Below are 17,594 nucleotides of genomic sequence, written 5' to 3'. Positions count from 1 at the left end.
GTGACTGCTGTCGGTCGCGTACCGGTGGGAATGTCTGTATGACGTGTGCCCGACGTGCTGACGCACGTCTGACGGTTCTGACACTCTACCGGCGAAATATGCCGTTTATTACCCTTCCCAGAGGGTGATATCTCTCTTTCACAGACCGTTCAAAACACCACGGAATAAGTGCCCATCCATTGCCTAAGAAAGCTTTGTAAAACGTCTAAAGAAATCTGAAACGGTTGTAAAAAATGCGTTTTAGCTCGATTTGTCCTGAAAGTGACCGAAGTGACCTGAAGGTTCCTTCCTTTATATACTCTCGGCGGGGTTACGAGGAAGTGAGGTGACAAAGATGAGCGCTACCGCAACGCCCTCCGGCGAGGAAGAGCCCTCCAAAGAAGAGCGACTGAAGTCGTTCCTCGCAGAGAAGGCCAGTGACGGCGAGATGTATTTCAAGAGCAAGTTCATCGCTGACGAAGTCGGTCTCTCCCCCAAAGAGATCGGTGCCCTGATGGTCAAGCTCAAGGACAGCGCGTCCGAGATCAATGTCGAGAAGTGGTCGTACACGAGCGCGACCACCTGGCGTATTGAGCCGGCGTAGGCGACTGGTCCCCGCGTACAGTTTTCGGACGGAGTACCTGCTAGCTGTGTGATCGTTCGCGGAGTATTTGTGCCCGCATCGTTTACGAGTAGTCGATGAGTGGCTCCGCCGCGGACCCGCCGTCGCCTGACCGACTGGCCGGCGTGTTCTCCGTCTCGTCAGTGCGGCGGACGGACGGCACTGTCCAGTATATCGGTGACCCGCTAGTGCCCCCAGACGCCGCCGTTGAGCAACTCAAGCCGGTGTTTCGACAGCGGGGCTACGACGTTCGACTCGAAGAACTTGGTCCCGGATCAGTCGATTCGGCTGCCGCTGCAAGCAACGGTGGCACTACTGTTGTCGGCGGTCCGGGCGTTGATGACTCGATTACCGCCTCCGGTGGTGTGTTGAACGCGCGCCCGAACCAGTACGCACTGGTCGCGGAGCCCGCCGACACGGGCACCGGCGGTATCCCGTGGCTCAACATCGGGCTCCTGTTCGCAACTATCGCATCGACGCTCTACGTCGGCGCGAGCGCTTGGTACTATATTCCGGTCGCCGAGGACCCGCTTCGCGTGTTCGAAGCCTGGCCGTTCGTGGTCGCGATGCTCGGCGTGCTCGGCATCCACGAACTGGGTCACTACGCCGCGGCTCGCTATCACGGCGTCGACGTGACGCTCCCGTATTTCATCCCGTTTCCGTCGTACCTGGGGACGATGGGGGCGGTCATCAACATCCGCGGGCGCATCCCCGACCGGACGGCACTGTTTGACATCGGCGTCGCCGGCCCGCTCGCCGGACTCGTCGCGACGACCATCGTCACGGTCATCGGCCTCTCGATAGACCCGATTACGGTCCCGGAACGCGTGGCAAACAGCGACACCGGCGTCATCATCACGTTCAACTATCCGCTCCTGTTCCAGGCGCTGGAAGCGCTGGTGAACGCGCTGGGGCTCGGAACCGAGGTCGGCCCCGGCGAGTCAGTCCACCCCATCGTGTTTGCCGGCTGGGCCGGGATGTTCTTCACGTTCCTGAATCTGCTTCCAGTGGGGCAACTCGACGGCGGCCACATCGTGCGGTCCATTGTTGGACGGCGTCAGGAAACCATCGCCGCCGCGGTGCCCGGCGCACTGTTCGCACTCGCCGGCTACCTGTATTTCACTCGCGACCCGCCGCCGGTCGGCTTCGGCGTCTGGGGCCTGTGGGTGTTCTGGGGCCTGTTCGCCACCGGGCTCGCGTACGCCGGTCCGGCCCGCCCGACCGTGGACGCGACGCTGGACCGGCGGCGAGCGCTGCTTGGCCTGTTTACGTTCCTGTTGGGACTGGCCTGTTTCACGCCGGTTCCGTTCGAGATCAGCGCGGTCTAACTGTCAGGTGGTGTCGCTGTGGCCGTTCTCAGTGTGAGTACCCTCGGTCCGGAAGCGGCTCGCCATTGAGCGTCACGCCGTCCTCGGTGACCGTTCCGATCCGGTGGAGCGGGCACGGCGTGGCCTCTCTGGCTTCGAGCACGTCGGATTCAGGCAGCGTACACACCAGCTCGAAGTCCTCACCGAAGAACACGCCCAGCTCTCTGCGCTCCCGTTCCGTCTCCGCGAGCGCGTCGACTTGTGCGTCTATCGGCAGTGGCTCCTCGACAGCGAAGCCACAGCCGCTGGCCGCAGCCAGCTGGTGCAGCGAGCGGGCTAGGCCGTCGCTTGAATCCATCATCGCTGTCGCGTGTGGTCGGAGCGCGACGCCCGCGCGGACGCGAGGCTCAAACTGGAATAGCTTGTTCGCCCGGCCGGTGTCGCCTCGGTCGAACAGTTCGAGAGCGGCGGCCGACCGGCCGAGCGTTCCGGTGACACAGACCGCGTCTCCGGGTGTCGCGCCAGAACGCCGGACCGGGTCAGCCGCGGAGCCGATGGCCGTCGTCGCGACGGTGAACTCGTCGTGGCTGTCCAGGTCCCCGCCGACGTACTCCGAACCGACAGCGTGACACACATCCTGTGCGCCGTCGATGAACGCCGCGAGTTCGTCCGCCTCGAACGATGGCGCGCCGTACGCGGCCACCGCCGCGGTTGCGTCGGCCCCCATCGCCGCTACGTCCGACAGCGAGGCGGCGACGGCCCGCCAGCCGGCCGTGTAGCGGGTCGTCCCCGTCGGGAAGTCCGTCCGCTCGTGGAGCATATCGGTCGTAATGACCTGGCCGTCCACGATGGCGCAGTCGTCGCCCACGTCGGGAAGCCGGTCGGCGAGGTCAGCGAGTGCGGCCCGCTCGTCCATACTCCGTCGTCAGGTCCCCGAGGCAAAACCCCCGCGGATATCCGCTGGCGGGACAGGGTCGGTGGGTTGAAACCTGAGACTGCCAATCCCATCCACATGGATGGGAACCGGATGGCGACGGTCGTCGGGTTCGCGGCCGCGCTCGCCGTCCTCGCGGGGCTGGTGTGGCTTGTCGGCGTCGACGAGACGCTGGACGCGCTTGCGACGGCGGACCCAGGGGCGCTTCTCGCCGTCGCAGGCATCGCCATACTGTGGCTTGTCTCGTGGGGACTAGCGCTGTGGACGGTTCTCCAAGCGCTGGGCGCACCGGTGGCGCCACACACTGCGGTTCTCGTGTTCGTCGCCGCCGTGTTCTCGAACAACGTCACGCCCTTTGGCCAGGCCGGCGGCGAGCCCGTGAGCGCGCTGTTGATATCGACGGCTGCCGACACCGAGTACGAGACCGGGCTGGCGGCTATCGCCACCGTCGACACAGTCCACTTCCTGCCGTCGGTCGGGTATGCCGTCATCGGCTTCACCTTCGTCGCTGCCGGCGCGGTCCAGCTAACTCGGAATCTGGCGTTTGCCGCCGGAGCAGTCGCGGTGCTCGCGGTCGGCATCCCCACTGCAGCTGTCCTGGGCTGGCGACACCGGGATCGGGTGCAAGCGCTGGTCATTCGCGGTGTCTCACCGGCCCTCGCAGGGCTGTCGAATGTCGTGCCACGGTGGTCACCCCCATCCGCGGCCAACATCGAGGCACGAATTGAGGGGTTCTTTTCGGCCATCGAACGCATCGCGACCGACCGGCGGACGGTCCTCCAGACCTTCGGGCTCTCGGCCGTTGGCTGGATCTGCCTGTCGGCATCGCTGTGGACGTCGCTGTACGCCGTTGGGGCACCAGTACCGGTCGAAGTTGTCCTGCTTGTCGTCCCTGTTGGGAGCATCGCCAGCGTCGTCCCGCTTCCCGGCGGGTCCGGCGCTATCGAAACGGTGCTCGTGACGCTGCTGGTCTCGACGGCCCCGGTTTCGGCCGCCCTCGCCACCTCTGCGGTGCTGATCCACCGCGTCGGGAGCTACCTGTTGCCAACGGTTATCGGCGGCGGCGTCGCCGCTGCGCTCAGTGTCGACCGGGCCGCATCGCCCGAGGAGTGAGTCCCGCTCACAACTGTAGGCGGGTGGCGTCATCGCTGCCCTACGGGCGAGTGAACGGTTCACGCCCGCCGACTGCGAACGACGCGTTTAAATGACGGCGACGGAAAGAAATCTGCAATGGCTACACTCTACGACGTTCCCCCCGAGGAACTCATCGAGGCACTCACGGAGACGCTCGCAGACGAAGACGACATCGAAGCGCCGGACTGGGCCGAGTTCACCAAGACCGGTGTCGACCGCGAACTCCCACCTGAGCAGGAGGACTTCTGGACGCGGCGCGCAGCCAGCCTCCTCCGAAAGGTCGCCGTCGACGGTCCTGTCGGCGTCAACGCCCTCCGCTCCGAGTACGGTACCTCGAAGCAGGGGACGACCCGCTACCGCGTCCGCCCGCACCAGAAGACCAAGGGCTCGGGCAACATCATCCGGACGGCGCTCCAGCAGCTCGAAGACGCCGGCTACGTCGAGACCAGCGAGAACGACGGCCGCCGTATCACTGGCGAGGGCCGCAGTCTCCTTGATGACACCGCAGGCGACCTCCTGACGGAACTCGACCGTCCGGAACTCGAACGCTACGCGTAACTGACGCCTTTCTCGCTGTTTTTTAGCTGGCCCGTAGCCCCTGCTCCGAAATCGTTTTCCGACCGACTCCAGTACTTCCATACAACTATGAGTGGCGACCCCAGCGAGGAGGAACTCGAAGAGCTCCGGAAAAAGAAGATGGAGCAGCTCAAGGAACAGCAGGGCGGCGAGGGCGAGGCGCAAGAAGCGGCCAAGCAGCAGGCTGACGCCCAGAAGCAGGCAGTCCTCAAGCAGAACCTCACCGACGGCGCACGCAAGCGGCTCAACACGGTCAAGATGTCGAAACCGCAGGTCGGCGAACAGATCGAACAGCAGGTCGTCGCGCTGGCCCAGAGCGGCCGCGTGCAGGGCCAGATCGACGAGGATCAGATGAAGGAACTCCTCTCGGAGCTGACCCCCGACTCCAAGAGCTTCGACATCAAGCGCCGGTAGATGGACTGTGCCCTGTTGTACAGCGGCGGAAAGGACTCGACGCTGGCAGCGCTCTTGCTCGACCCCTTTTACAACGTGACGCTCGTCAGCGGCTCTTTTGGCGTCTGTGACACCGACCCTGCACAGGAGAGCGCAACAGCTGTCGGCTTCGATCACGTGACGGTTGACCTGGACCCGGACGTGGCCCACGACGCCGTCGAGCAGATGCACGACGACGGCTACCCGCGAAACGGCATCCAGCAGGTCCACGAGCACGCCGTCGAAACCGTCGCCCGCGGTGACTGGGTCGCCGATGCTGATGGTATCGACACACTCGACGCCGTGGCTGACGGCACCCGGCGCGATGACCGGGTGCCGACAGTGGACCGCCCGCCCGCCCAGAGCATCGAGGACCGTTTCGACGTGGACTACCTCGCGCCGCTTGCGGGCATCGGCCGCGGCGCTATCGACGCGATGGCCGCCGACCGACTCGTCGTCGAGAGCGGTCCCAGCGCCGAGATTCCGAAGGCCGACTACGAAGTCGAACTCCGCGCACTCCTGCGGGAGCGCTACGGCGAGGGTGCCGTGGCCGACGTGTTCCCCGAGCACACGCAGTCCCGCGTGCAGGGCCTGCGGTAGCCGCTGGCGGTTCGAGTCCTGCGCGTGTGTCCGTCGGTCTAAGCAATATCCCGGGTGGTGTCAACGCTGATGCGGTCGGTGAGGTCGAGGCAGATTGGTTCGGTGAGCGCGCGGCCGCCGCGGACCTTCGGGACGAAGAGCCTGTTTTCGATAGCGTCGTCGCGTCGCGTCGTTTCGAGGTCGAGCACGACGTCGCTCGTGTACTCCGTTCGGTGTCGTTGCGACGGCGTACTGTCGTGTTTGAGCGTGTACAGGACCGCGACGCTATCGGTCTGTGTGAGTCTGGCCTGCAGCGTTTCGAGGAAGGCCCGAAACTCTCCCTTATTTGCGCGTTCGAGCGGTTCGACCGGGTCGACGACGAGGAGCGATCCCTCACTGAGCCCCTCGACGTGGGCGAGCGCATCGCTGACCGGAGCCTCGCGATCCAGTTGGCTGACTGCGAGGTCGTCGTAGGTCCCTTGCTGGGACCGCAGCGCCGACGTGACCGCCGTCAGTGCCTGTTCGCCGGAAAGATACACCGTCTCCTGCCGGGCGACGAACTTGGAGAGAAACAGCTCCGCCTGGCTCGCCGGTTCGGCGAGCAGCGTGACGAGGCTTCCAGTCGGAATGCCGCCGTCAAGCTTCCGGTCGAGTGCTCGAACACCCGTCTCGAATCGCTGTGTCACTGTCTCACCCCGTGCGGCGTCCACCGATTCACTGCCCATCCCATACGGCCACCCTCGGACGAGCGCATCTTTGTTGTCCCCTCTCTAACACGAGCCGTTCCCCACATAGTCAGCCTCTAGTCCGCTTACCGCCAGCGGACGCTGGCCACGCCCGCCTGTCATCGGTAGATCGCCAGCAAACGCAGCAGTGGGCGCATTTTAGCGAGTCTCTACCGGGCGGTACCGGCCCATGGTTCGTGGGTCTGGTCAGCGTGAACGAACAGGTTCAAGCGCGCCCTCGCTGTAGACGCGGGTATGTACGACTCCGTCAAGGGCTTTCGTGATTTCTACCCCGAGGAGATGCAGGCTCGGCGGTGGGCCATGGACACGCTGGAAGACGTTGCACAGCGCTATGGCTTCCGAGAGATCGGCACGCCGGCCATCGAGCCGACCGAGATGTACGTCGACAAGAGCGGCGAGGAAATCGTCGAGGAACTGTACAGCTTCGAGGACAAGGGCGGGCGCGAGGTCGCACTCACGCCGGAGCTAACGCCGACCGTCGCGCGGATGTTTGTCGCCAAGCAACAGGAACTCTCGAAACCGATCAAGTGGGTGTCGACGCGACCGTTCTGGCGCTACGAGGAGCCCCAGCAGGGGCGGTTCCGCGAGTTCTACCAGACCAACGTCGACATCTTCGGGTCGGCGGAGCCGACGGCCGACGCCGAGATTCTGGCCGTCGCCGTGGATATGCTCACCGACCTCGGTCTGACGGGTGAGGACTTCGAAATCCGCGTCTCGCATCGGGATATCCTCTCGGGCGTGCTGGAGTCCTTCGAGGCCGATGTGGACGTGCCCGAGGCGATTCGCGCGGTCGACAAGCGGGCGAAGGTCGACCACGACGAGTACCTCGACGCGCTCGTCGAAGCGGGGCTCAACTACGGCCAGGCCGACACGTTCGACGAGATGCTGCAGATCGACGCCGCGGAAATCGAAACGCTCGCGGACCTCACCGGCTCCGAGGATGTCCGCGCGGCGACCGACAATCTTCAGGCAGTGCTCGATGCGGCCGAGGACTTCGGCGTCCGCGAGCACCTCACCGTCTCACTGACGACCGCACGCGGGCTGGACTACTACACCGGCGTCGTCTTCGAGTGCTTCGACTCGACGGGCGAGGTGTCCCGCTCGGTGTTCGGTGGCGGCCGCTACGACGACCTCATCGAGGGCTTCGGCGGCCAGCCGACGCCGGCCGTCGGGTTCGCGCCCGGACACGCCACGCTCCAACTCCTCTGTCAGCGCGCCGGCGTCTGGCCCGCCGAGGAGCTGTCGACGGACTACTACGTCCTGCAGGTCGGCGACACGCGCCCGACCGCGGCCCGCATCGCCCGTGACCTGCGCGAGCGGGGCCACGTCGTTGAGAGCGACGTTGCCGACCGGTCTTTCGGCGCGCAGATGGGGTACGCCGACGGCATCAACGCTGAGACGGTCGTTATCGTCGGCGAGCAGGACCTCGAAAACGACGAGGTGACGCTCAAAGAGATGGACGACGGCGAACAGGTCAGCGTCCCGCTCTCCGAGTTCCCGGGCGACCACGACCGGCCGACGTTTGAGGACTTCGCGGAGTAGCGCGACATAGCGGTCGGATTGTGACAGTAACTTTTTGCGACCAGCGTGTTGAGTAGTCGACATGCAGCTCCCCTCCATCGCCCTCCCGAGGTGGAAGCTCGTCGCAACCATCGCGATACTGTCGATGGGCTTTGCCATGCTCGCAGGTGCGGCCGGCCTCGGAAACGTGCTTGCTCCAGTATTTATCATCCTCGGCTGGTTCATCCTGGCCCCGCTTGTCGCCCTGCTGGGATCGAAACTGCCGATGATTGAATCGCCGGCGGCCGAGCCGGAGTCGGACGAAGCTGACATGGCCACGGCTTCGGAACCGACGGTAGACCCGGTCGACCAACTCCGAGAGCGGTACGCCCGCGGTGAACTGACGGACAGCGAGTTCGAGCGGCGACTGGACCGACTGTTGGAAACCGAATCACTCTCAGCAAACAGTGAAACAGAGGAGACGGTCGGTGAGGCTGACAGAGAAATCAGCCTCGAAACTGAATGAGACGGAGTCCAGACGCTACTCCCGCGTGACCACTATCCCTGCGTGAGGCCGTCCGCGAGGCGGTCCGGTCAGAGCGCCCGTTCCATCTCCATTTCCACGCGCTCTTTGGCAATCGTCTCGAAGCCGACTGATTCGTACAGTGCCCGGGCGACGTGGTTCGTGTTCGAGACCGAAAGCCAGACGCGGTCGAGCCCGTTTTCCTGCCCGTAGCCAAGCAAGACGCGGATGAGCTGTGAGCCGATGCCGGCGTGCTGGTAGTCCGGGTGGACGAAAATCGCCAGCTCCGATGTGTCCTGATACGGGACGAGGACGGAGTGGCCGACGGCTCGATCCTCGTGCCAGACAACGACGTTCAGGCCGTCTTCGACAAGGTTCGGCAGCCAGTCGCGGATGTCCGCTTCAGTCCGGGGTGGGACACCCTGTGACCGGGAGTCGGTCCCGAAGTCAGCATACATCTCCACCAGTGGGTCGATGTCGCCGTCATAGGCCTCGATTGTTACCGTCCGCCCGTCGTGGTCGGTGAACGTTTCGGGCGGGCGAGGGAAGTTGTGATCCGCCGCGGCGGCGTTGGACATACCCCCGTCTTTGTCCTCAGGACGCCTAAGTTCGTCTATCCTTCCCAGCGACTGAGATTCGGGTGAGACAAGTGGCTCGCAGTCGACAAATCGGTATGCGCGCCTACCGCGTGGCCTACGACGGCCAACCGTATCACGGGTTCCAGCGCCAGCCCGACGTCGACACCGTCGAGGGGCGACTGCGCTCGGCGCTCGTTCGCCTCGGTGTCTGTGAGCGCGGTGAGGGGCTCCCTGACCGGTACGCGGCCGCCGGCCGGACTGATGCCGGCGTCTCTGCGCGGGCACAGACCGTCGCCTTCGACGCGCCCGCGTGGCTCTCACCGGTGGCGTTCAACGGCGAACTCCCGGACGACATTCGGGTGTGGGCAAGCGCTGATGTCCCCGAGGACTTCCACGCGACCCACGACGCCACCCAGCGCACGTACACCTACTACCTGTACGCGCCGTCGGACGCGGACCGACCCGGACACGAACCGGTCGACGACGGGCGGTGGGCCGACGCTGTCGACGCGCTCGCCGGTGCCCACGACTTCCACAACCTCACGTCCGACGACACCGGCACTGAGCGAACCGTCAGTATCGACTGGACACGGGATGGCCAGTTCCTCATCGTTCGGTTCACGGCCGGTGGGTTTTGCCGCCAGCTGGTTCGCCGGCTCGTCTCGCTCGCGGCGGCCGTCGCGGACGGATCGGCCCCGCCATCGAAGGTTGACCGCATTCTCTCGCCGGAACCTATCAGCGGGCCCGACGGGGTTCCGCCGGCTCCACCCGAACCGCTGGTACTGACTGATGTTCGATACCCGGACGTGGCCTTCACCCGCGACGAGGACGCCGTGGCTGACGCCCGAACGGTCTTTGCACACCGGCGCGCGAATGCCTGCGCGACTGCACGGGTTGCCGGCCACATCACCGACGGGCTGTAGTTCCCGAAACGAAGGCTTACTTCGGCCCCGTCCCAAAAGCGGGCTATGAGTTCGGTACCCGCACGGAGCGACATCGATGAAGCGTACAAGTGGGACCTCGACTCCCTCTACGCCAGCGACGAGGACTGGGAAGCCGCCTACGAGGAGGCGGAGGCGCTAATCGAGGATCTGTCCGCCTACGAGGGACGGGCCACCGAGGACGCCGCCACCCTGCTTGCGACGCTGGAGACATACGAGGAACTGATGCGGACCGTCTCGAACGTCGCGGCCTACGCCCGGTGCCGCCGGGACGAGGACACGACGGACGACACCTATCAGGCGCTGACTGCCCGCTCGCAGTCCCTCTCGTCTGAGGCCAGTTCGGCGGCCTCGTTCCTCGACCCGGAACTGCAGGACCTAGAGTACGACGATATCGAGGCGATGATCGACGAGGAGCCGGCGCTGGAACCGTACGAGCACTACTTCGACGACGTGCTCCGGATGAAAGACCACACCCGCTCGGCCGAAGTCGAGAACCTGCTGGCCGAACTCGGCGAGGTCACCGGCGCGCCCGGTGAGGTGTACAATATGCTGGCCAACGCCGACATGACGTTCCCGACCGTCGAGGACCCCGACGGCGACCAGCAGCCGATCACGCTCAACAACTTCACGACGCTACAGAAACACCCCGACCGCGACTTCCGCCAGCGCGTCTACGAGGCGTTCTACGACGAGTGGGAGACCGTCCGCAACGCTGTCGGGACGGCCTACAAGAACGCCGTCAAGACGGATGTGAAGATGGCGAACGCGCGCAACTACGACACCGCTCGCGAGGCAGCACTGGACGGCCCGAACGTCCCTGTCGAGGTGTACGACACGCTCGTCGACACCGTCCACGACAACCTCGATACGCTTCACCGCCACGCCGACCTCAAACGCCAGTCAATCGGGGCCGACGAACTCCGAATGTGGGACCTTTACACCCCACTCGTTCAGGAGGAATCGCCCGAAATCGAGTACGAACAGGCCTGTGAGTACGTCACCGAGGCTGTCGCACCGCTGGGCGATGATTACCAGTCCCGGCTCGCCGAGGGACTGGACTCGCGGTGGGTCGATGTCTACGAGACCGAGCACAAGCAGTCCGGCGCGTACTCCGGCGGCACCTACGATTCTCAGCCGTTCATCCTGATGAACTATCAGGACGACGTGGAGTCGATGTACACGCTGGCGCATGAACTCGGCCACTCGATGCACTCGGAGTACACCAGCGAGGAGCAGCCCTTCGTCTACTCCGGCTACGAGATCTTCGTCGCCGAGGTCGCGAGCACCGTCAACGAGACGCTGTTGACCCACCACCTGATTGACACCGTCGAGGACGCCACCCTGCGCCGGCACATCCTCAACGAGTACCTCGAACGGTTCCGCTCCACCCTCTATCGGCAGACGATGTTCGCCGAGTTCGAGCACCGCACTCACGAGATGTCCGAGGCCGGCGAGCCGCTGACCCCCGACCGGCTTGACGACCTCTACCGGGAGCTGAAAGGCGACTACTACGAGCCGGCGATGCTCGACGACCGCATCGCCCGCGAGTGGATGCGCATCCCACACTTCTACCGGGCGTTCTACGTTTACCAGTACGCGACCGGCATCTCGGCGGCTGTCGCGCTCGTCGACGGCATCCTCGAGGAAGGCGAGCCCGCTGCCCAGCGGTATATCGACTTCCTCCGGAGCGGGTCGCGGCAGTACCCGCTGGAACTGCTTCGTGACGCCGGCGTCGACATGGCCAGTCCGGACCCCGTCGAGTCCGCGCTCTCGACGTATAGCGACTACCTCGACGAGTTCGCCGAGCTGTTGTAGGGTGGCCAGTAGCTATTCGGTGTCTGGCTGGCTGTTCGAGCCACCGGCCTAACCGAACGCTACAGCCCCGTCTCGACACGGATAACTGTTTCACCCCCTGTGACCCGAAGGCACTTTGTGTCTCAACCGTATAGTACCGACCATCCAAATGTCGCGCAGTCCCTCGCTTCCGGAACGACCACGGTTGGAACTTGATCCCGATATGACGCCTGACGAGCGTCTGGAGGCACTCCGGGAACATTTCAAAGAGATAGTACAGGTCAACGAACAGCTGACTGAGCAGCTTGACGCTGCCCGTGACCGGCAACACGGCCTCACGGACGAGGTCGACCAGCTCGAACGGGAAAACGAGACGCTCAAAACCTCGTCGCTGTACATTGCGACGGCCGAGGAGCTGACCGACGACGGCGTCGTCGTCAAACAGCACGGCAACAATCAGGAAGTGCTGACGGAAGTCTCGCCGTCCATCCGCGACGGCCTTGAGGCCGGTGACCGCGTCGCGATCAACGACTCCTTCGGCGTCAAGCAGATCCTTGACCCCGAGACCGACGCCCGCGCACAGGCGATGCAGGTCGACGGCTCGCCGGACGTTTCCTACTCGGATATCGGCGGCCTCGAAGAGCAGATCCGCGAGGTCCGGGAAGCCGTCGAAGAGCCGCTCGTCAACGCCGAGCAGTTCCGCGAGGTCGGTATCGAACCGCCGAGTGGCGTCCTGCTGCACGGCCCGCCCGGCACCGGGAAAACGATGCTGGCGAAGGCCGTCGCCAACGAGACCGACGCGACGTTCATCAAGATGGCCGGCTCCGAACTGGTCCGGAAGTTCATCGGTGAGGGCGCGCGACTGGTCCGAGACCTGTTCGAGCTTGCCGCCGAGCGCGAACCGGCTATCATCTTCATCGACGAGATCGACGCCATCGCGGCCAAACGAACGGAGTCAAAGACCTCCGGCGACGCCGAGGTCCAGCGAACGATGATGCAGTTGCTCTCGGAGATGGACGGCTTCGACGAGCGCGGGGAAATCCGTATCATCGCCGCGACGAACCGCTTCGATATGCTCGACCGGGCCATTCTCCGCCCCGGCCGCTTCGACCGCCTCATCGAAGTTCCGAACCCCGATGTCGAGGGCCGCGAGCGCATCCTCGAAATCCACACGCAGGAGATGAACCTCGACGACGACGTGGACCTGGGTGCGTTTGCCACCGAGACCGACGGCCTCTCCGGCGCGGAACTGGCCTCACTGGCGACCGAAGCCGGGATGTTCGCCATCCGCGACGGCCGGACAACGGTCCAGCAGGCCGACCTCCACGATGCCCTCGAGAAGATTGAAGCCGACGACGACGCCAGTAGCGTTCCGGTCGCGTTCGCCTAACCACCTTTTTCAGCGTCGCCTTTCCTCGCGCGCTCTACGAGCGCGCTGTGGGAAGGCTCCTCGAAAAACGTGGGCGAAAAAGGTCGCGCTCTCACGGCGTTCGAGCGCGGTGAACCGCTCGCTACGCTCGCGGATGCTTCCTTTGAATATAATCTCGCCACTATACCGTCGCCACGAACGCTGAGCGATGTATGGTCCAATCTGCTCACACGGCTTGTCCCCACGCGATTTAAGCCACACCGCCCAGTATCGGTGCCCGTGACAGAGCGCGGACGGACGCGGCGGGCGTTTCTGGGGACGCTTGCGGCGACAACAGTCGGGTCGGTCGCGGGGTGTCAGTCACAGTTCAACCCGCTCGCATCGACGGCCCTCGATGAACACGCCGCCACGCAGTTCCGGCAGGGGCTCCTGAATCAGGGGTATCAGGATACATCTGTTCCGGACGCCGTCAAGCGGGCCTGGGAACTGCCAGCCAATCGGGGAGACCACACCGCTGCAAAAGGGAGCCCTGCGCTGGCACCGACTGGCGACCTGATTCTGGCCGACGACACCGGTCGCGTACGGGCCATCGCACCGGACGGCGAGGTCCAGTGGGCAACGACGATTACACAGGCGACGCGCGGGAGCCACGGCACCCCGGCCATCGCCAACGACACCGCCTACATCGGGGCCTACGACGGTGCGCTGTCGGCACTGGATCTCGAAACCGGCCGGCGCCGCTGGCGGACGGACCTGGGCGATGCAATCGGTGCGAGTCCGACGTACTACAACGGGTCGCTGTACGTCGCTGTCGAGCACGCGGCTCCGAGCGGAAGTGTCGTCGCTGTCAACGCCGCGACCGGGGACGTGCAGTGGCGCGACAGCCGACCAACCGACCACCCCCACTCGACGGTGGCGCTGGACCACGAACACGGCCGCCTACTGTTTGGCTCTAACGACGGCTACTGCTACGCGTGGTCGTTTCCGGGCCTCGAACAGGTCTGGCGCTATGACACTGGTGGCGACGTGAAAGCTCCCATTGCCGTCGCCGACGGGATAGCCATCGTGCCGTCGTGGGCTGAGACAGTCACCGCTGTCGACGTGACCGATGGTTCGGAACTGTGGACCTTCGAGGCCGACGCTGACGTGATGTGCGCGCCGGCGGTCCACGACGGCACCGTCTACGTCGGCAGCCACGACGACAGGGTGTACGCAATCGATCTCACCAGCGGCGAGGAGCAGTGGCGGTACGACACCGGCGGGTGGATTATTGGGAGCGTCATCGCCACCCGGGATCACGTGCTCGTCGGGTCCTACGACGGGCGATTGTACGCGCTGGCTCAGGAGTCGGGGACGGCGGCTTGGTCCATCGAGAACCGTGGCCACGTGACGAGTGCACCGCTGGTGACTGCCGACGGCATCTACTACGCCGAGCGTGCAGTTGACGGCGACTGGAACCGACCGGGGATGCTGTACAAACTGATCGGCTGACTCAGTCCGATCGTCAGTACCCGCCGTCGGTGGCTGTCCGTGCCGCTCCTGAACCGGCGCTATTTCCGGTCGTCTCAAAGGCTGAAAGTACCGATTCGAGTTCCCGAGACTGGGCGGCGAGGTCATCGATATCGTCCGTAGCCATCGACAGTGCGGTCGTCTGTGCCTCGGTTTCCTCGGCTGCCGTCGCCGCACGGTTGGCCGTCTGGTCGGCCACGTCCGCCACGTCCTCGGCCATCGAAACCACTTCCTGGTTCGTTGACGCCTGCTCGTCAGTTGCGCGGTTGATCTCCTGAATCCCGGTGTTGACGTCCTCGACATCGGCAACCAACTCGTCAAAGGCTGTGAGTGCTTGCTCGACCGTCTCGGCTCCGCTCGCGACCCGCTGGTTCGTCGTCTCCATTTCCGCCGCGGTCTCGCCAGCCTGGGCCGTCACCTCCTCGATGATGGTTTCGATGCGGTCCGTTGCCTCCTGCGTCTGTGTCGCCAGTTCTTTGACTTCGTCAGCGACGACGGCGAACCCGTCGCCACTGGCGTCGGCATGAGCAGCTTCGATGGAGGCATTGATCGCAAGCACGTCGGTTTGGGAGGCGACATCGTCGATCAGTCCGACGATGTCGCGGATCTCGTCCATCCGATCGTCGAGTTCGGCAGTGGCCGTCACCATCTCGCGCATCGTTGACTCGATGTCCCGGAGCTCCGCCGTGGCCTCGCCTGCGAGTTCGCTTCCCTGCTGACCCTTGTCGGCGGCGCTCTGTGCAGTCGTCGCTATCTCGTCAGCCGAGGAGGCGACCTCCTCGACAGTGGCCGAAAGGTCGCTCATCTCGCTGGCGACGGTCTGGAGCTTTCGGTCTTGCTCCTCGGCGTCAGCGGCGATGGTGTCGGTGGTGTCGGTGACGGACGCGCCGCGGTCGCGAGCGTCGTTGACCTGCTCGGTCGTCCGCTGGCTCGCTGAGGCGACCTTATCTGCAAACGTCTGGACTTCGGTTATCGTCCCGTCGAGCGAGGTGACCATCTCGTTGAATGACATGGCGATGCGGGCCATCGCCTTGTTGTCAGTGTCTGTGCTCATCCGCCGTGTGAAATCGCCGTCGGCGGTCGCAGCCATTACGTCGCTGAACTCGTCGGCCTGCTTCTGGAGCGTTTCGAGGAGTACTTCGGCCTCGTCTTGCTGACCCTCAGCCTCTTTGCGGGCCGTCTCGGCGTCAGACTGGGCCTGTTCGGCGTTCGCCTGTGCCTGTTCAGCCTCCTCGATACGGCTACTGAGAGAGTCACGGACCTCCCGGAGCGCCACACTGAGGTCGCCCAGCTCGTCGTGGCGATCCATCTCCATCGCCGTGTCGAAGTTCCCGGCAGAGAGTTTCTTCGCGCTCGCAGTCAGCTGGTTAGAGGTGTGGATGAGTTCTGTCGCAACCAGCATCGTCCCGAACGCCATCGTCACGGCAGTAATTCCCCAGGTCAGGAGTGCATCGGTCCCGCTACCGGTCACCACGTAGATGATTGCCCCGCTGATACCGCCCCAGATAATCTGATTGACTCCCACCTCGTACAGCATCCGCTCCTGTACGCGACGGGGGAACAGCCCGACAATCCTGCTGACAACGTCCGAAACTAGAGTCATGCCTCGGTTAACAGAGGTCCTCTCTTAACCGTTCACCCCGAACTATCAACCCTGAAAACACGCACTGAAACGAAACCCCTTACCCCACGGCCCGTCGACTCTTGCCTATGAGTACTATCCGGGTCGTATGGGGGACCGCGACCGGCCCGACCGCGCTGGCTGCGTACGACGCGGCACTCGCCGAGGCGGGCGTCCACAACTACAATCTCATCTCGCTGTCGTCTGTCATTCCTGCCGAGCCAACTATCGAGGTAGTGGAGACAGCGCCAGACCTAGGGCCGCCCGGCGAAGCGCTGGAGGTCGTCCAGTCCTCGGCGACCGTCGCACCGGGTGAACGCGGCGCGGCGGGCATCGGCTGGGCCCGCAGCGAGGACGGGCCGGGCATCTTCTATGAGGTCGACGGCACAAGCGAGGACGCGGTCAGGATGGAAATCCGTGAGGGGCTAGCCGCCGGTCGGGACCTGCGGGACTGGGAGTTCGTCGAGGAGAATGTCTACGTCGAGTCGGCGTCCGACGACGCCGAGTACGCCAGTGCCGTCGTTCTCGCCACCTACGGCGAGAGCCACCCCGTCGTGTAAGCGGCGTTGCACCGACGGTTCCGGCCAGAACTGTGCTCGACCCTGGGTTTTTAGTCTTCCCCCCCATAGAGACAGAGAACGTTCATGTACGGCAATACGTCGTTTGGTGGGGAGACGGAAGAAGTGACGCTGACCGCAGAACAGCGTGAGGAGCTCCGCCAGGATCTCTCAAGCGTTGCCGCCCGGACCCGCGAACTCCTGCCCGGCGAGTTCGTCGTTGGTTCTGAAATCAGCAACAGCACGACAGGCCCACGGGCCACAATCGCAGTCCAGCCCCCGGTCGGATCGGTCGTCAGCGCTGACTACACGCCGGAAGACCCGGAAAGTGCGAGCATCTCCGCTGCTGAGCGCGACGACCTCGCGCAGGGCATCGCCGCCTCCGCTGCCCTGCAGGTCAAGCAAGTGATGGGCGACGATACGTCGCCGACCGCGCAGTAGCGAGCCGCTGTTTTTGCGGTTGTAGATGGACAAATAGAGCCTTCAGAACGCTCGTATTTCAGCTCACAGACAGAACGTAATACAGACTTTCTACTCGTCGACTCGTTCGAGAACAATCCCCTCATCAAAACGCCCCCGTTGTTCGGCCTTCAGTGCTCGCTTGTCCCGTAGTTCTTCACCAGTAACCCCTCTGTCTTTTCGAATCGCGTGGATTACTTCAAGAATATCTACCAGTTCCTCGATCTCGTGGCTTTCTCGATACTCTGCCACCTCTTCTTCTAACTTATCGACCAGCCGCTCGGAGTACTCGTCTTCGCCTGCGAGCGAGACTGTTGGCGTTTCCCCGTTGTCCTCGATCACTTCTGGAATCTTGTCTCGAACCAATTTATCAAATTCTCTCGCCATATCATTCACTTCTGACACTATCTCTTAGTGGTGGTGATGAACAA

The 17,594-nt window shown here is 64.1% G+C and carries 19 protein-coding genes; 14 read left to right on the top strand and 5 right to left on the bottom strand.

Annotated features, from left to right (window positions below):
• The first annotated feature begins 334 nt into the window (after positions 1 to 334).
• Entirely contained in the window at positions 335 to 583 is a 249-nt protein-coding gene (locus tag AV059_RS05410; RefSeq protein ID WP_004518404.1) for a hypothetical protein, read from the top strand.
• 95 nt (positions 584 to 678) lie between these two features.
• On the top strand, positions 679 to 1,929 hold the full coding sequence (locus AV059_RS05405) for a site-2 protease family protein (RefSeq protein ID WP_058992844.1): 1,251 nt from the start codon (positions 679 to 681) through the stop codon (positions 1,927 to 1,929).
• Between the two features lie 28 nt (positions 1,930 to 1,957).
• Here the strand turns inward: AV059_RS05405 and thiL are convergent, their stop codons facing one another.
• Entirely contained in the window at positions 1,958 to 2,824 is an 867-nt protein-coding gene (gene thiL, locus AV059_RS05400; RefSeq protein WP_058992841.1) for a thiamine-phosphate kinase, read from the bottom strand.
• Positions 2,825 to 2,920: 96 nt separating this feature from the next.
• On the opposite strand from thiL, the gene AV059_RS05395 reads away from it, so the two are divergent.
• The 4 genes from AV059_RS05395 to AV059_RS05380 all read left to right on the top strand — a co-directional run bounded on the left by AV059_RS05395 (position 2,921) and on the right by AV059_RS05380 (position 5,584).
• A complete protein-coding gene (locus AV059_RS05395) occupies positions 2,921 to 3,955 on the top strand; it encodes a lysylphosphatidylglycerol synthase transmembrane domain-containing protein (protein WP_058992838.1) in 1,035 nt (344 codons plus the stop codon).
• Between the two features lie 117 nt (positions 3,956 to 4,072).
• The gene (locus tag AV059_RS05390) at positions 4,073 to 4,534 is read left to right on the top strand and encodes a 30S ribosomal protein S19e (protein WP_058992837.1); all 462 of its coding nucleotides are present in this window, start codon (positions 4,073 to 4,075) and stop codon (positions 4,532 to 4,534) included.
• A gap of 87 nt (positions 4,535 to 4,621) precedes the next feature.
• Positions 4,622 to 4,966, top strand: coding sequence for a DNA-binding protein (locus tag AV059_RS05385; protein ID WP_058992835.1), 345 nt, complete (start codon positions 4,622 to 4,624; stop codon positions 4,964 to 4,966).
• On the top strand, positions 4,967 to 5,584 hold the full coding sequence (locus AV059_RS05380; protein WP_058992833.1) for a tRNA (5-methylaminomethyl-2-thiouridylate)-methyltransferase: 618 nt from the start codon (positions 4,967 to 4,969) through the stop codon (positions 5,582 to 5,584). It abuts the gene before it with no gap.
• A gap of 38 nt (positions 5,585 to 5,622) precedes the next feature.
• Here AV059_RS05380 and AV059_RS05375 read toward each other — a convergent pair whose 3' ends face one another.
• Complete coding sequence (locus AV059_RS05375; RefSeq protein WP_058992831.1) at positions 5,623 to 6,288, bottom strand: ATPase domain-containing protein; 666 nt, start codon at positions 6,286 to 6,288, stop codon at positions 5,623 to 5,625.
• 255 nt (positions 6,289 to 6,543) lie between these two features.
• On the opposite strand from AV059_RS05375, the gene hisS reads away from it, so the two are divergent.
• Both hisS and AV059_RS05365 read left to right on the top strand, forming a co-directional pair.
• A complete protein-coding gene (hisS, locus tag AV059_RS05370; protein ID WP_058992829.1) occupies positions 6,544 to 7,851 on the top strand; it encodes a histidine--tRNA ligase in 1,308 nt (435 codons plus the stop codon).
• A gap of 61 nt (positions 7,852 to 7,912) precedes the next feature.
• Positions 7,913 to 8,335, top strand: coding sequence for an SHOCT domain-containing protein (locus tag AV059_RS05365; RefSeq protein WP_058992827.1), 423 nt, complete (start codon positions 7,913 to 7,915; stop codon positions 8,333 to 8,335).
• Between the two features lie 68 nt (positions 8,336 to 8,403).
• On the opposite strand, the gene AV059_RS05360 is transcribed toward AV059_RS05365, so the two are convergent.
• Positions 8,404 to 8,910, bottom strand: coding sequence for a GNAT family N-acetyltransferase (locus AV059_RS05360; RefSeq protein ID WP_058992825.1), 507 nt, complete (start codon positions 8,908 to 8,910; stop codon positions 8,404 to 8,406).
• A 95-nt stretch (positions 8,911 to 9,005) separates the two neighbouring features.
• On the opposite strand from AV059_RS05360, the gene truA reads away from it, so the two are divergent.
• The 4 genes from truA (at position 9,006) to AV059_RS05340 (ending at position 14,508) form a co-directional block, all read left to right on the top strand.
• Positions 9,006 to 9,833, top strand: a complete 828-nt coding sequence (gene truA, locus AV059_RS05355) for a tRNA pseudouridine(38-40) synthase TruA (RefSeq protein WP_058992823.1) — start codon at positions 9,006 to 9,008, stop codon at positions 9,831 to 9,833.
• 45 nt (positions 9,834 to 9,878) lie between these two features.
• Positions 9,879 to 11,669, top strand: coding sequence for an oligoendopeptidase F (gene pepF / locus AV059_RS05350; protein WP_058992821.1), 1,791 nt, complete (start codon positions 9,879 to 9,881; stop codon positions 11,667 to 11,669).
• A 148-nt stretch (positions 11,670 to 11,817) separates the two neighbouring features.
• Positions 11,818 to 13,038 carry a proteasome-activating nucleotidase gene (locus AV059_RS05345; RefSeq protein WP_058992820.1) on the top strand — a complete coding sequence of 407 codons (1,221 nt, stop codon included), beginning with the start codon at positions 11,818 to 11,820 and terminating at the stop codon, positions 13,036 to 13,038.
• A gap of 258 nt (positions 13,039 to 13,296) precedes the next feature.
• Positions 13,297 to 14,508 (top strand): PQQ-binding-like beta-propeller repeat protein, encoded by a 1,212-nt coding sequence (locus AV059_RS05340; protein ID WP_058992818.1) that lies wholly within the window; start codon positions 13,297 to 13,299, stop codon positions 14,506 to 14,508.
• A gap of 13 nt (positions 14,509 to 14,521) precedes the next feature.
• Here AV059_RS05340 and AV059_RS05335 read toward each other — a convergent pair whose 3' ends face one another.
• Positions 14,522 to 16,129: a methyl-accepting chemotaxis protein gene (locus AV059_RS05335; RefSeq protein ID WP_058992816.1), complete on the bottom strand. Its 1,608-nt coding sequence runs from the start codon at positions 16,127 to 16,129 to the stop codon at positions 14,522 to 14,524.
• Positions 16,130 to 16,236: 107 nt separating this feature from the next.
• Between AV059_RS05335 and AV059_RS05330 the strand changes: the two genes are divergently transcribed.
• Positions 16,237 to 16,707: a pyruvoyl-dependent arginine decarboxylase gene (locus tag AV059_RS05330; RefSeq protein ID WP_058992814.1), complete on the top strand. Its 471-nt coding sequence runs from the start codon at positions 16,237 to 16,239 to the stop codon at positions 16,705 to 16,707.
• An 84-nt stretch (positions 16,708 to 16,791) separates the two neighbouring features.
• The gene (locus AV059_RS05325) at positions 16,792 to 17,145 is read left to right on the top strand and encodes a DUF5811 family protein (protein ID WP_058992812.1); all 354 of its coding nucleotides are present in this window, start codon (positions 16,792 to 16,794) and stop codon (positions 17,143 to 17,145) included.
• Positions 17,146 to 17,235: 90 nt separating this feature from the next.
• Here the strand turns inward: AV059_RS05325 and AV059_RS05320 are convergent, their stop codons facing one another.
• A complete protein-coding gene (locus AV059_RS05320) occupies positions 17,236 to 17,550 on the bottom strand; it encodes a nucleoside triphosphate pyrophosphohydrolase (protein WP_058997458.1) in 315 nt (104 codons plus the stop codon).
• Between the last annotated feature and the right edge of the window lie 44 nt (positions 17,551 to 17,594).

The sequence above is a fragment of the Haloarcula sp. CBA1127 genome (assembly GCF_001485575.1).
Taxonomy (GTDB): Archaea; Halobacteriota; Halobacteria; order Halobacteriales; family Haloarculaceae; genus Haloarcula.
Note: the sequence above shows the minus strand (reverse complement) of the source record. Positions and strands in the feature narration are given on the sequence as shown.

What these genes read in the sequence shown, in the direction of transcription:
- pepF (WP_058992821.1), top strand. Translation starts at nt 9,879, where the DNA reads ATGAGTTCGGTACCCGCACGGAGCGACATCGATGAAGCGTACAAGTGG.
- AV059_RS05345 (WP_058992820.1), top strand. Translation starts at nt 11,818, where the DNA reads ATGTCGCGCAGTCCCTCGCTTCCGGAACGACCACGGTTGGAACTTGAT.
- AV059_RS05375 (WP_058992831.1), bottom strand. Translation starts at nt 6,288, where the DNA reads ATGGGCAGTGAATCGGTGGACGCCGCACGGGGTGAGACAGTGACACAG.
- AV059_RS05320 (WP_058997458.1), bottom strand. Translation starts at nt 17,550, where the DNA reads ATGGCGAGAGAATTTGATAAATTGGTTCGAGACAAGATTCCAGAAGTG.
- AV059_RS05325 (WP_058992812.1), top strand. Translation starts at nt 16,792, where the DNA reads ATGTACGGCAATACGTCGTTTGGTGGGGAGACGGAAGAAGTGACGCTG.
- AV059_RS05360 (WP_058992825.1), bottom strand. Translation starts at nt 8,910, where the DNA reads ATGTCCAACGCCGCCGCGGCGGATCACAACTTCCCTCGCCCGCCCGAA.
- hisS (WP_058992829.1), top strand. Translation starts at nt 6,544, where the DNA reads ATGTACGACTCCGTCAAGGGCTTTCGTGATTTCTACCCCGAGGAGATG.
- AV059_RS05405 (WP_058992844.1), top strand. Translation starts at nt 679, where the DNA reads ATGAGTGGCTCCGCCGCGGACCCGCCGTCGCCTGACCGACTGGCCGGC.
- thiL (WP_058992841.1), bottom strand. Translation starts at nt 2,824, where the DNA reads ATGGACGAGCGGGCCGCACTCGCTGACCTCGCCGACCGGCTTCCCGAC.
- AV059_RS05395 (WP_058992838.1), top strand. Translation starts at nt 2,921, where the DNA reads ATGGATGGGAACCGGATGGCGACGGTCGTCGGGTTCGCGGCCGCGCTC.
- truA (WP_058992823.1), top strand. Translation starts at nt 9,006, where the DNA reads ATGCGCGCCTACCGCGTGGCCTACGACGGCCAACCGTATCACGGGTTC.
- AV059_RS05390 (WP_058992837.1), top strand. Translation starts at nt 4,073, where the DNA reads ATGGCTACACTCTACGACGTTCCCCCCGAGGAACTCATCGAGGCACTC.
- AV059_RS05365 (WP_058992827.1), top strand. Translation starts at nt 7,913, where the DNA reads ATGCAGCTCCCCTCCATCGCCCTCCCGAGGTGGAAGCTCGTCGCAACC.
- AV059_RS05380 (WP_058992833.1), top strand. Translation starts at nt 4,967, where the DNA reads ATGGACTGTGCCCTGTTGTACAGCGGCGGAAAGGACTCGACGCTGGCA.
- AV059_RS05385 (WP_058992835.1), top strand. Translation starts at nt 4,622, where the DNA reads ATGAGTGGCGACCCCAGCGAGGAGGAACTCGAAGAGCTCCGGAAAAAG.
- AV059_RS05410 (WP_004518404.1), top strand. Translation starts at nt 335, where the DNA reads ATGAGCGCTACCGCAACGCCCTCCGGCGAGGAAGAGCCCTCCAAAGAA.
- AV059_RS05335 (WP_058992816.1), bottom strand. Translation starts at nt 16,129, where the DNA reads ATGACTCTAGTTTCGGACGTTGTCAGCAGGATTGTCGGGCTGTTCCCC.
- AV059_RS05330 (WP_058992814.1), top strand. Translation starts at nt 16,237, where the DNA reads ATGAGTACTATCCGGGTCGTATGGGGGACCGCGACCGGCCCGACCGCG.